The organism is Streptomyces sp. NPDC048353, assembly GCF_055587165.1.
The window spans coordinates 119,372-131,355 of the sequence record NZ_JBVJGU010000004.1 but is presented as its reverse complement, the minus strand read 5'-3'; the positions used below and the strand labels follow the sequence as shown (position 1 = coordinate 131,355).

Genomic DNA, 11,984 nt, shown 5'->3' with positions numbered 1-11,984 from the left:
GGGCGCTTACCTTGCACGGCTCGCACGACCGGCCACCCGCCCGGCCCGGAAGACCCTGGAACGCCATGCAGATTCGTGAACTCCCGTACGCCGACCCAGGGTTCCCCGATGTCCGCTCGGGAACCCGGTTCCTCCTCTGTCTCGGCCGCAACCAGCTCGGCGGACAGGTCAGGTCCCTGCTGTGGGGGATCCTGCTCCAGTTCGGCATCGCCGGGCTGCCGCTCGCCGTCGGCCTCGCCGTGCAGGCCGTCGTGGACCGCGACGGCGGACGGCTGGCGGTCGCGGGCGGGGTGCTCGCCGGGCTCGGCGCGGCGATCGCGGTCGGCGACATGATGGTGCACCGCACCGCCGTCACCAACTGGATCACCGCGGCCGCCCGCGTCCAGCAGCTGCTCGCCCGCAAGACCGCCGAGCTGGGCTCCGTCCTGACCCGGCGGGTCGCCGCGGGCGAGGTGGTGGCCGTCTCCACGGCGGACGTCGAGAAGATCGGCTGGTTCGTCGAGGCGCTCTCCCGGTTCGCCGCGGCGGCCCTCACCCTGGTGGCCGTCTGCGTGGCACTGGTGGTCTACCAGCCCGCGCTCGGCGTCCTGGTCGCGGTCGGCGTGCCCGTCCTCGCCCTGGCCGCGCTCCCGCTGCTCCCCCGCGCCACCCGACGCGCCGACGAACAGCGCGAGAAGGCGGGCAAGGCCACCGAACTCGCCTCCGACACGGTCGCCGGGCTGCGGGTGCTGCGCGGCATCGGCGGCGAGGAGCTCTTCCTCGGCCGCTACCGCGCGGCCTCCCAGGAGGTCCGCCGGGCCGCCGTGCGCAGCGCCCGGATGTGGGCGCTCATCGCGGCGATCCAGGTCCTGCTGCCGGGAGTCCTGCTCATCGCCGTGGTGGCGTACGGGGCGCGGCTGGCGATCGACGGCCGCATCGCCGTCGGCGAGCTGGTCACCGTCTACGGCGCGGTGGCGCTGACGCACCATCCGTTGCGCCATTTCGAAGAGATCGCGATGGCGTTCTCCTTCTCACGGCCGTCGGCGAAGCGGGCCGCGCGGGTGCTGTCGCTGTCGCGCGCGGCGACGGCCGGCACGGAGGACGGTGCGCGGCGGGTGGAGGCGGGATCACGCCCTCAGGAGGGCGCGGCGGGCGACGTGCGGGGCCCGGAGGTGCGCGGCGCGGAGGACGAGGTACGGGTGCCGGAAGTCCACCCCCGGGGCCCGCGAGGCGACGTGCGCGAACGGGTTCCCGGCGCGCGGGCCGAGGCGGCCGGGGAGCTGTACGACCCGGTCACCGGGCTGCTCGCCCCGGCCGGCCTCTTCACGGCGGTCGTCTGCGGCGACCCGGACGCGGCCGGCCTGCTCGCGGACCGGCTCGGCGGGCACCCCACGGACCCGGGCGAGGGGCACGCCTCCGTGCTCCTGGACGGCGTGCCGCTGGACGAGCTGACGCTCGACGCCGCCCGGACCGCCGTCCTCGTCCAGGACAAGGACCCGGTCCTGCTCTCCGGCACCCTCCACGAGCTGCTGGACGTCCCCTCATCGGGCAAGGTCCCGGCGGCGGACGCCCTGGCCGCCGCCCAGTGCGGGGACGTGCTCGACGCGCTCGCGCAGGCGTCCGTCGACAGCGACGGCGACCCGATGAGGACCCGGATCACCGAGCGCGGCCGGTCCCTGTCCGGCGGTCAGCGCCAGCGCCTCGCGCTGGCCCGCTCGCTGGTCACCGACCCTGCGGTGCTGGTCCTGGACGAGCCGACCTCGGCGGTCGACTCGCACACCGAGGCCCGGGTGGCGGCCGGTGTCCGGCGGCTGCGGGACGGCGCCACGACCGTGGTCCTGGCCTCCTCGCCGCTGCTGCTCGACCTGGCGGACCGGGTCGTCCTCCTCGACGAGAACGAGGTGGTGGCCGTGGGGACGCACCGCCGGCTCCTGCACGAGGAGCCGAGGTACCGCGCCGTCGTCACCCGCGAGACCGGGGACGAACCGGCCCTCGTCCCGGCCCCCGGCGCGGAGCCGGGCGGCCCGGGCTCGCCGCACCGACCGGACCGGGTCGACGGTCTCCGCGAGTTGCGGAGCCTCGACACCCTCGACGAGCTGGAAGGAGAGTCGGCATGATCGGCATCGCGCCACCGGCGTACGACCCGGCGGCCCCGCAGTCGGCGACGACGCTCCCCGTGGGCGGCACGGCGACCGTCCGCGCCTACGTCCGCGACCTGCTGAGCCGCCACCGCGGGGCCTTCGCCCTGCTCGTCGGCGTCAACGCGGCAGCGGTGATCGCCTCCATGGCCGGTCCGTACCTCCTCGGCTCGCTGGTCGAGCGGCTGGCCGACGGCGCGCGCGAGCTGCACCTCGGGCGCACGATCGCCCTCTTCGCGGCCGCGCTGCTCGTCCAGACCTTCTTCGTACGGCTGGTACGCCTCCGGGGCGCGATGCTCGGCGAGGAGATGCTGGCCGACCTGCGCGAGGACTTCCTCGTACGGTCGGTGGGCCTGCCGCCCGGCGTCCTGGAGCGGGCCGGGACCGGCGACCTGCTCTCCCGCATCACCACCGACATCGACCGGCTGGCCAACGCCATGCGCGAGGCGGTGCCCCAGCTCGCCATCGGCGTGGTCTGGGCCGGGCTGCTGATCGGCGGCCTCGCCGTGACCGCGCCGCCGCTGGCGCTCGCGGTCCTGATCGCCGCGCCGCTGCTCGTGGTGGGCTGCCGCTGGTACTTCCGGCGGGCGCCGTCGGCCTACCGTTCGGAGGCCGCCGGTTACGCCGCCGTCGCGGCCGCGCTCGCCGAGACCGTCGACGCGGGCCGCACCGTCGAGGCGCACCGGCTCGGCGCCCGCCGGATCGCGCTCTCCGACCGGCGGGTCGCCGAGTGGACGGCGTGGGAGCGGTACACCCTCTTCCTCCGCTCGGTCCTCTTCCCGGTCGTCAACGTCACGCACACGACCGTCCTGGCGTCCGTGCTGCTGCTGGGCGGGGTGTTCGCGCTGCGGGGCTGGATCGACGTGGGACAGCTGACGACCGGCGCGCTGCTCGCCCAGATGCTGGTGGAGCCGATCGGGATCGTGCTGCGCTGGTACGACGAGCTGCAGGTGGCCCAGGTGTCGCTGGCGCGGCTGGTCGGCGTCCGGGACATCGAGCCGGACGCGGGCGACGCGTCGGTACAGCCCGAGGGGCGCACGGTCCGGGCGGACGAGGTCCACTTCGGTTACCGCGAAGGGGTCGACGTCCTGCACCGGGTGTCGATGGACGTCCCGCCGGGCACCCGGCTGGCGCTCGTCGGGCCGTCCGGCGCGGGCAAGTCGACGCTCGGCAGGCTGCTCGCGGGGATCTACGGACCGCGCTCCGGCTCGGTCACCCTCGGGGCGGCGGAGCTGGCGCGGATGCCCGCCGAGCGGGTCCGGGAGCACGTGGCCCTGGTCAACCAGGAGCACCACGTCTTCGTGGGTTCGCTCCGGGACAATCTGCTGCTGGCCAGGACGGGCGCCGAGGACGCCGAGCTGTGGGCGGCGCTCGGGGCGGTGGACGCGGACGACTGGGCGCGCGGTCTCGACGAGGGCCTGGACACCGAGGTCGGCTCGGGCGGGTTCGCGCTGACCCCGGCGCAGGCCCAGCAGATCGCCCTGGCCCGCCTGGTCCTGGCGGACCCGCACACGCTGGTCCTGGACGAGGCGACCTCCCTCCTGGATCCGCGCGCGGCCCGCCATCTGGAGCGCTCGCTGGCCCGCGTGCTGGAGGGCCGCACGGTCATCGCGATCGCCCACCGCCTCCACACCGCCCATGACGCGGACGTGATCGCGGTGGTCGAGGAGGGCCGGATCACCGAACTGGGCAGCCACCCGGACCTGGTGGCGGCGGACGGCGCGTACGCGGCCCTGTGGAGGTCCTGGCACGGCTGACCGGGCCGCGGGCGCACGGCGTCTACGGCAAGGCGGGGAGGAAGCCGAGTGCCGATGCCCCGCCCACGCCGCCGAGGACCATGAAGGCGGGCATGAGGACCTTCAGCTCCACCCAGCTGCCGGCCCGGAAGCGCATGAACTTCGGCGGGCCGACCGGGTACCACCGCTTGCGTCCCACCGGCACCGGCCACAGGATCGGGCAGCCGGAGACGGTCAGGGCGTCGCCGATGTCGTGGACGAGGGCGCCGAGGACGATCGGCAGGCCCAGCCACATGTACTCCTGGCCGGGAGCGGTGAAGAGCCAGTCGGAGCCGTTGCCCGGCTGGTCGAGGACGCCCGCGAGGATCCAGGCGCTGGTGGCGCCCAGCAGCCAGACGAGGACGTCGCTGGACATGCGGGCGGCCCGCCAGAGCAGGCCCTCCACCGCCAGGACGAGGTGGACGAAGAGGAGCGCGAGGACGGCCCAGCGGCCGCCGGTGACCGCCGTCGCCGAGGCGCCGACGCCGATGAGGACCGCCCAGAGCCAGGTGTGGGTGAGCGTGCGGTGCCCTCCGGACCTGCGGGGGTCGGCGGCGGAGCGCGTGGCTTTGTAGACGGCGTACGAGAGCTTGTCGACGACCCCGCAGAGGCCCCGGGAGATCGGGCCGAAGGCGCGCGAGATGGTGGCGGACTTGTGGTCGAGGTCGGGTGCGAGGGCCGCGCCCGCGCAGATGAGCGCTCCGACGACGAGCACCGGCCACGGCATCGGGCGGTCCGCGGCGGCCGCCGCCGCTCCGACGCCCAGCCAGGCCGCCGCTCCGGACAGCGAGTGCGCCGGTCCCATCATGCTCGTTTCCCGCCCCGTTCCACCTGCGCCGGCGCCGAGTTGACGGCCGGTCGACGGGCCAGCGTATCGTCCGTGATCTTGCCCTGGGCGGCCGGTTCCCTCATCCGGGCGGATCCCAGGCAAGATGGAGGCGTGACCCTTATCGATCAGCTGCCGCCGAACGCCGACCCCGACGCCCTCTTCGAGGCTTTCTCTTCATGGGCGGAGGGCCGGGGCATCACGCTCTACCCGGCCCAGGAGGAGGCGCTGATCGAGGTGGTCTCCGGCGCCAACGTGGTGCTCTCCACGCCCACCGGCTCGGGAAAGTCGCTGGTGGCGGCGGGTGCGCACTTCACGGCGCTCGCCAACGACCAGGTGACCTTCTACACCGCGCCGATCAAGGCGCTGGTGTCGGAGAAGTTCTTCGACCTGTGCAAGCTCTTCGGCACCGAGAACGTCGGCATGCTGACCGGTGACGCGTCCGTGAACGCCGACGCGCCGGTCATCTGCTGTACGGCCGAGGTGCTGGCGTCCATCGCGCTGCGGGACGGGAAGCACGCCGACATCGGCCAGGTCGTGATGGACGAGTTCCATTTCTACGCCGAGCAGGACCGGGGCTGGGCCTGGCAGATCCCGATCCTGGAACTCCCCCAGGCGCAGTTCGTCCTCATGTCGGCGACGCTCGGTGACGTCTCGATGTTCGAGAAGGACCTGACGCGGCGCACCGGCCGCCCGACCTCGGTGGTCCGCTCGGCGACCCGGCCGGTGCCCCTCTCGTACGAGTACCGGCTCACGCCCATCACGGACACCCTGACCGAGCTGCTGGAGACCAAGCAGGCTCCGGTCTACATCGTGCACTTCACGCAGGCGCAGGCCGTGGAGCGGGCGCAGTCGCTGATGAGCATCAACATGTGCTCGCGCGACGAGAAGGACAAGATCGCCGAGCTGATCGGCTCTTTCCGCTTCACCACCAAGTTCGGCCAGAACCTGTCGCGGTTCGTGCGGCACGGCATCGGCGTCCACCACGCCGGCATGCTGCCGAAGTACCGCCGGCTCGTCGAGAAGCTGGCGCAGGCGGGTCTGCTGAAGGTGATCTGCGGTACGGACACGCTGGGCGTCGGGGTCAACGTCCCCATCCGGACGGTGCTGTTCACGGCGCTGACGAAGTACGACGGCAACCGGGTGCGGACGCTGCGGGCGCGGGAGTTCCACCAGATCGCGGGGCGGGCCGGCCGGGCCGGCTTCGACACCGCCGGTCTCGTGGTCGCGCAGGCCCCGGAGCACGTCATCGAGAACGAGAAGGCGCTCGCCAAGGCGGGCGACGACCCGAAGAAGCGCCGCAAGGTGGTGCGCAAGAAGGCCCCGGAGGGCTTCGTCGCCTGGAGCGACACCACCTTCGAGAAGCTGATCGCCGCCGAGCCGGAGCCGCTGACCTCCCGGTTCAAGGTCACGAACATCATGCTGCTGTCGGTGATCGCCCGGCCGGGGAACGCATTCGAGGCGATGCGCAAGCTCCTGGAGGACAACCACGAGCCGCGCAAGGCGCAGCTGCGGCACATCCGCCGGGCCATCGCGATCTACCGCTCGCTGCTCGACGGCGGTGTGGTGGAGCAGCTGGACACCCCGGACGCCGAGGGGCGCACGATCCGGCTCACGGTCGACCTGCAGCAGGACTTCGCGCTCAACCAGCCGCTGTCGACATTCGCGCTGGCAGCGTTCGACCTGCTCGACCGGGAGTCCCCGTCGTACGCCCTGGACATGGTGTCGGTGGTCGAGTCGACCCTCGACGATCCGCGCCAGATCCTCGCCGCCATGCAGAACAAGGCGCGCGGCGAGGCGGTCGGGCAGATGAAGGCGGACGGCGTCGAGTACGAGGAGCGGATGGAGCGGCTCCAGGACATCTCGTACCCCAAGCCGCTGGGCGAGCTGCTCTGGCACGCGTACGACGTCTACCGCAAGTCCCACCCGTGGGTGGGCGACCACCCGGTCTCGCCGAAGTCCGTCGTCCGTGACATGTACGAACGGGCGCTGACCTTCACGGAGTTCACCTCCTGGTACGAGCTGGCGCGGACCGAGGGCATCGTGCTGCGCTATCTCGCGAGCGCGTACAAGGCGCTGGACCACACCATCCCGGACGATCTGAAGACCGAGGACCTCACCGACCTGATCGAGTGGCTGGGCGAGATGGTGCGCCAGGTCGACTCCTCGCTGCTCGACGAGTGGGAGCAGCTGGCCAATCCGGAGGTCGAGACGGCCGAGGAGGCCCAGGAGAAGGCCGACCAGGTCAAGCCGGTCACGGCGAACGCCCGGGCCTTCCGGGTCCTGGTGCGCAACGCCATGTTCCGCCGGGTCGAGCTGGCGGCGCTGGACAACGTGGACGCGCTGGGAGAGCTGGACGGGGAGGCGGGCTGGGACGCGGACGCCTGGGGCGAGGCGATGGACGCGTACTGGGACGAGTACGACGATCTCGGTACGGGTCCGGACGCGCGCGGGCCGAAGCTGCTGTCGATCGAGGAGGACGCGGCGCACGGCCTGTGGCGCGTCCGGCAGACGTTCGCCGACCCGAACGGCGACCATGACTGGGGCATCGGCGCGGAGGTGGATCTCGCCGCCTCCGACGAGGAGGGCCGGGCGATCGTCCGCGTGACGTCCGTCGGACAGCTGTAGAGGAGCACAGTCGTGACCAACCCCGCCGAGAGGCTCGTCGATCTGCTCGATCTGGAGCAGATCGAGGTCGACATCTTCCGTGGCCGCAGCCCGCAGGAGTCCCTGCAGCGGGTCTTCGGCGGCCAGGTCGCGGGCCAGGCCCTGGTGGCGGCCGGCCGGACCACGGAGGGCGACCGTCCGGTCCATTCGCTGCACGCGTACTTCCTGCGGCCGGGACGCCCCGGGGTTCCGATCGTCTACCAGGTGGAGCGGGTGCGGGACGGCCGTTCGTTCACCACCCGCCGGGTGACGGCGATCCAGCAGGGGCGGACGATCTTCAACCTGACGGCCTCCTTCCACCTGCCGGAGGAGGCCGGGTTCGAGCACCAGCTTCCACCGCGGCACATGACGGACCCGGAGACCCTGCCGAGGCTCGCGGACGAGATCCGCGACCACCTCGGCGAGCTGCCGGAGGCCCTGGAGCGGATGGCGCGCCGCCAGCCCTTCGACATCCGCTACGTCGACCGGCTGCGCTGGACGAAGGACGAGGTCCGGGACGCCGATCCGCGGAGCGCGGTGTGGATGCGTGCGGTGGGCCCGTTGGGCGACGACCCGCTGGTGCACACGTGTGCGTTGACCTACGCCTCGGACATGACGCTGCTGGACGCGGTGCGCATCCCGGTGGAGCCGCTCTGGGGCCCGCGGGGGTTCGACATGGCGTCGCTGGACCACGCGATGTGGTTCCACCGGCCCTTCCGTGCGGACGAGTGGTTCCTCTACGACCAGGAGTCCCCGATCGCGACCGGCGGACGCGGCCTGGCGCGCGGCCGGATCTACGACCGCGAGGGACGGCTGCTGGTGTCCGTGGTGCAGGAGGGGCTCTTCCGGAAGCTCTGAGCGAGCCGGGACGTTTCGCGGAGTACCCGGGAGCTCTGGGTACGGTGGAAGCCACTGTTTCGACGAGGAGACCTTGATGAGCCTGTACGACATTCCGCTGCGCACCCTGACCGGCGAGCCGATCTCGCTCGCCGACTACCGCGACCAGGCGGTCCTGGTGGTGAACGTCGCCTCCAAGTGCGGTCTGACGCCGCAGTACGCCGGTCTGGAGCGGCTGCAGAAGGAGTACGGCGAGCGCGGCTTCACAGTCCTCGGCGTGCCGTGCAACCAGTTCGCGGGCCAGGAGCCGGGGGACGCCGACGAGATCCGGACGTTCTGCTCGGCGACGTACGGCGTGACGTTCCCGCTGCTGGAGAAGACGGACGTGAACGGCGACGGCCGCCACGCCCTCTACACCGAGCTGACGCGGGTCCCGGACGCCGAGGGCGAGGCCGGGGACGTGCAGTGGAACTTCGAGAAGTTCCTGATCGGCCGCGACGGTCAGGTGACCCGCTTCCGTCCGCGCACCGAGCCGGACGCCCCGGAGGTCCTCGCCGCCATCGAGGCGCAGCTCTCCGCCTGACGCCGAGCGGAGGAAGCGGGTCCGGCGAGATCGATCATGTAATGTGAGCGACTCCAGTAGCGGACGAACGAGGAGGTGGGACCCATTCACGCCATGCAGGCAGGGTGCTCCCCCTCGATGACCGGACGGTCGGCCCGACACGGGTGACCACGGGGGCCCCTCGGCTTCCCGGAAGGTTTCATGCCGCTCGACCCGTCTTCCTCCCTCCGTTCCGCCACCGTCTCCCGGCTGCGCGCCGCCGGCTGCGTCTTCGCCGAGGACGAGGCGGAACTCCTCTTCTCCGCCGCCTGCGGCACCGGTGAACTCGACGCGATGGTCGGCCGGCGCGCCGCCGGCCTCCCCCTCGAACACGTCGTGGGCTGGGCCGCGTTCGCCGGCCTGCGGATCGCCGTCGACCCGGGGGTGTTCGTGCCCCGGCGGCGTACGGAGTTCCTGGTCGAGCAGGCCGTGGGCCTGGCCCGGCCGGGGTCCGTCTGCGTCGACCTGTGCTGCGGCTCCGGCGCGGCCGGCGCGGTGCTGCTCTCCGCCGTCGAGGGCGTGGAGGTGTACGCCTCCGACATCGACCCGACGGCCGTGCGCTGCGCGCGGCGCAACCTCGAACCGCTCGGCGGCCTCGTCCATGAGGGCGACCTGTTCGCCGCGCTGCCGGACTCCCTGAGCGGGCGGATCGAGGTGCTCGTCGCCAATGTGCCGTACGTACCGACCGAGGAGGTCGGGCTGCTGCCGCCGGAGGCGCGCGACCACGAGCCGCTGGTGGCGCTCGACGGCGGCGCGGACGGCCTGGAGGTGCTGCGCCGGGTGGCGGCCGAAGCCGCCGACTGGCTGGCGCCGGGCGGGACGCTGCTGGTCGAGACGAGCGAGCGCCAGGCCGCCCGGGCCGTCGCGGCGGTCTCCGGGCACGGCCTGACGCCGCGGGTGGTCATGTGCGAGGAGCGCTACGCGACCGTTCTGGTCTCCACCCGGTCCTGAGCACCCGCCCAGTGTGCGCGTCCCGGACTCGGCCTACGCGGTGCGGGAGCGCAGGCGGACGCGGGCCTGTCCGGCCGCCTGGAGGGTGATCCCGGAGGCGACCGGCACCTCGGTGTCGACCGCTTCCAGGCCGTACTGCTGGAGGATCATCGCGAGGGCGATCACCGATTCCAGCATGGAGAAGTGCTGGCCGATGCAGGCGCGCGGGCCGCCGCCGAAGGGGAACCAGGCGTAGCGGGGCCGGACCGCCTCGGCCTCGGGGGTGAACCGCTCGGGGTCGAAGCGCTCCGGGTCCTGCCAGTAGTCGGGGTGCCGGTGGGTGACCCAGGCGGAGACGATCACGTCGGCGCCGGCCGGGATGGTGTGGCCGCCGATCCGGGTGGCGGCGACGGCGCGGCGGCCGACGGCGGGGGCGGCCGGGAAGAGCCGCATGGCCTCTTTGAGCACCCGGGTGAGGTAGGGCAGGGCGTCGAGGTCGGCCGCCCCGGGGGTCCGTCCCGCCAGGACGCGGTCGACCTCCTCGTGGCACCGCTTCTGCTCGTCGGGGTGGAGGGCGAGGAGGTGCAGGGCGAAGCCGAGGGAGGTGGCCGTCGTCTCGTGACCGGCGAGCAGGAAGACCAGGACCTGTTCGCGCAGTTCGGAGGCGTCGAAGCTGCCGTCCTCGGCGCTCTCGGCCTCGGCGAGGAGGGTCAGCAGGTCCTGGCCGCCGCCGTCGGCCGTTCCGGCCGCCCGGCGCTCGGCGATGATCCGGTCGCAGACGGCGTACAGCTCCTCGTGCGCGGCGGCGGCGCGGCGGTTGCCCGGGGTGGGCCAGTCGCGCGGGAGGTTGACGGGCGAGAAGCCACGCCGGAAGACGTACTGGTTGAGTACCGGGAAGGCCCGCTCGACGATCTCCACGGCGGCGTCGACGTCCGTGCCGAAGAGGATCCGGGAGACGGCGCGCAGGGCGAACCGGGTCATCTCGTCGAGGACGTCGACGGTGGCGTCGGGGGCGTTCGCCCAGGTGCGGGTGACGGCCGTGACCTCGGCGGCGACGGCGTCGGCGTAGCCGTCGACGCGGCGGCGGGTGAAGAGCGGCTGGACGAGCCGGCGCTGACGGAGGTAGTCGTCGTCCTGGCTGGTCAGCAGGCCGTTGCCGAAGGACTCGCGCAGCTCCTGGTAGAAGTGGTTGTCCTTGCGGAAGTTGGCGGACTCGGTGGCCAGGACCTGCTGGACGCCCTCGGCGGAGAAGACGCCGTAGACGTTGCCGCGCAGGCCGGGCGGGCCGGCGGTGATGCGGACGACGTCCCCGTGCTCGTTCCGGGCGCGCAGGAAGGTGCCGAGCGAGTCGTTCTTGAGGTCGAGCATCGACCCGAACAGGGGATGCCCCGCCGGTCCCGGTACCTCGGTGGTGGTGGTCGTCATGTGTGCGTTGCCCCCTGAATGGTCACCCGGCCTGGCGGTTCTCCTGTCCAACGTAGCCTGCCGGGCGAGGGGCCGAACAGCCCGGCCCGGTCGGCCCGTTGGCGGGGACCGGGCCGGGACGCGCGGTCGCGCGGACGTCTTCGCGGGCGTGGCCCGGGGGCGTTGTCAGTGCCGTCTGGGACGCTCGCGTCATGGAACCGATCGGGATGACCCTGCAGCTCACCATCGACTGCGCCGAGCCCCAGCGGCTCGTGCCGTTCTGGGCGCAGGCCCTGCGCTATGTGCCGGAGCCGCCGCCGGCCGGGCACGCGAGCTGGCGGGCGTACTGGGAGGCGACCGGTGTGCCGGAGGAGGAGCTGCCGGACGGCGCCGGGGACCTGCCCGAGTCGATCGTGGACCCCAAGGGGGTCGGCCCGCGGGTCTGGTTCCAGCACGTGCCCGAGCCGAAGACGGTGAAGAACCGCGTGCACCTCGATCTGAAGGTGGGCGGCGGCCGGGCCGTGCCGCTGGCGACGCGCCGGGAGCGGGTGGACGGGGAGGTGGCACGGCTGACGGCGCTGGGCGCGTCGGTGCTGTACGCGATGGACGAGCCGGAGGGGATGGACTATTACGCGGTGGTGCTCCAGGACCCGGAGGGCAACGAGTTCTGCGTGGTGTGACGGGCCGGCTTGGGGCGTTCGGCGAGTGAGCCGAAGGGCGCGCAGGTCCGGGCCGGTTCGGGTGAGCGTGCCAGGGCCGGCTTGGGGCGTTCGGCGAGTGAGCCGAAGGGCGCGCAGGTCCGGGCCGGTTCGGGTGAGCGTGCCAGGGCCGGCTTGGGGCGTTCGGCG

9 protein-coding genes and 1 pseudogene are annotated in these 11,984 nt (G+C 73.0%); 7 read left to right on the top strand and 3 right to left on the bottom strand.

All coding sequences use genetic code 11. The features are described 5' to 3' along the window. The first annotated feature begins 65 nt into the window (after positions 1 to 65). A complete protein-coding gene (locus tag ACZ6RC_RS15865; RefSeq protein ID WP_469583134.1) occupies positions 66 to 2,096 on the top strand; it encodes an ABC transporter transmembrane domain-containing protein in 2,031 nt (676 codons plus the stop codon). After that, complete coding sequence (locus ACZ6RC_RS15860) at positions 2,093 to 3,874, top strand: ABC transporter ATP-binding protein (RefSeq protein ID WP_469583132.1); 1,782 nt, start codon at positions 2,093 to 2,095, stop codon at positions 3,872 to 3,874. Before ACZ6RC_RS15865 ends, ACZ6RC_RS15860 begins: the two co-directional genes overlap by 4 nt. A 22-nt stretch (positions 3,875 to 3,896) precedes the next feature. On the opposite strand, the gene ACZ6RC_RS15855 is transcribed toward ACZ6RC_RS15860, so the two are convergent. Next, complete coding sequence (locus ACZ6RC_RS15855) at positions 3,897 to 4,700, bottom strand: metal-dependent hydrolase (RefSeq protein WP_391138204.1); 804 nt, start codon at positions 4,698 to 4,700, stop codon at positions 3,897 to 3,899. A 132-nt stretch (positions 4,701 to 4,832) separates the two neighbouring features. On the opposite strand from ACZ6RC_RS15855, the gene ACZ6RC_RS15850 reads away from it, so the two are divergent. The 4 genes from ACZ6RC_RS15850 to ACZ6RC_RS15835 all read left to right on the top strand — a co-directional run bounded on the left by ACZ6RC_RS15850 (position 4,833) and on the right by ACZ6RC_RS15835 (position 9,753). Then, positions 4,833 to 7,346 (top strand): DEAD/DEAH box helicase, encoded by a 2,514-nt coding sequence (locus ACZ6RC_RS15850; RefSeq protein WP_469583128.1) that lies wholly within the window; start codon positions 4,833 to 4,835, stop codon positions 7,344 to 7,346. 12 nt (positions 7,347 to 7,358) lie between these two features. Then, positions 7,359 to 8,222 carry an acyl-CoA thioesterase gene (locus ACZ6RC_RS15845; RefSeq protein ID WP_391138210.1) on the top strand — a complete coding sequence of 288 codons (864 nt, stop codon included), beginning with the start codon at positions 7,359 to 7,361 and terminating at the stop codon, positions 8,220 to 8,222. A 76-nt stretch (positions 8,223 to 8,298) separates the two neighbouring features. Next, positions 8,299 to 8,784: a glutathione peroxidase gene (locus tag ACZ6RC_RS15840; protein WP_391138213.1), complete on the top strand. Its 486-nt coding sequence runs from the start codon at positions 8,299 to 8,301 to the stop codon at positions 8,782 to 8,784. 180 nt (positions 8,785 to 8,964) lie between these two features. After that, positions 8,965 to 9,753, top strand: a complete 789-nt coding sequence (locus ACZ6RC_RS15835) for a putative protein N(5)-glutamine methyltransferase (protein ID WP_469583123.1) — start codon at positions 8,965 to 8,967, stop codon at positions 9,751 to 9,753. Between the two features lie 33 nt (positions 9,754 to 9,786). On the opposite strand, the gene ACZ6RC_RS15830 is transcribed toward ACZ6RC_RS15835, so the two are convergent. Further along, positions 9,787 to 11,157, bottom strand: a complete 1,371-nt coding sequence (locus ACZ6RC_RS15830) for a cytochrome P450 (RefSeq protein ID WP_469583120.1) — start codon at positions 11,155 to 11,157, stop codon at positions 9,787 to 9,789. Between the two features lie 191 nt (positions 11,158 to 11,348). On the opposite strand from ACZ6RC_RS15830, the gene ACZ6RC_RS15825 reads away from it, so the two are divergent. Continuing rightward, entirely contained in the window at positions 11,349 to 11,816 is a 468-nt protein-coding gene (locus ACZ6RC_RS15825; RefSeq protein WP_469583117.1) for a VOC family protein, read from the top strand. On the opposite strand, the pseudogene ACZ6RC_RS15820 reads toward ACZ6RC_RS15825, so the two are convergent. Continuing rightward, positions 11,765 to 11,984, bottom strand: a pseudogene (locus ACZ6RC_RS15820) (hypothetical protein); the annotation flags it as partial. The gene ACZ6RC_RS15825 and the pseudogene ACZ6RC_RS15820 sit on opposite strands and share 52 nt — an antisense overlap.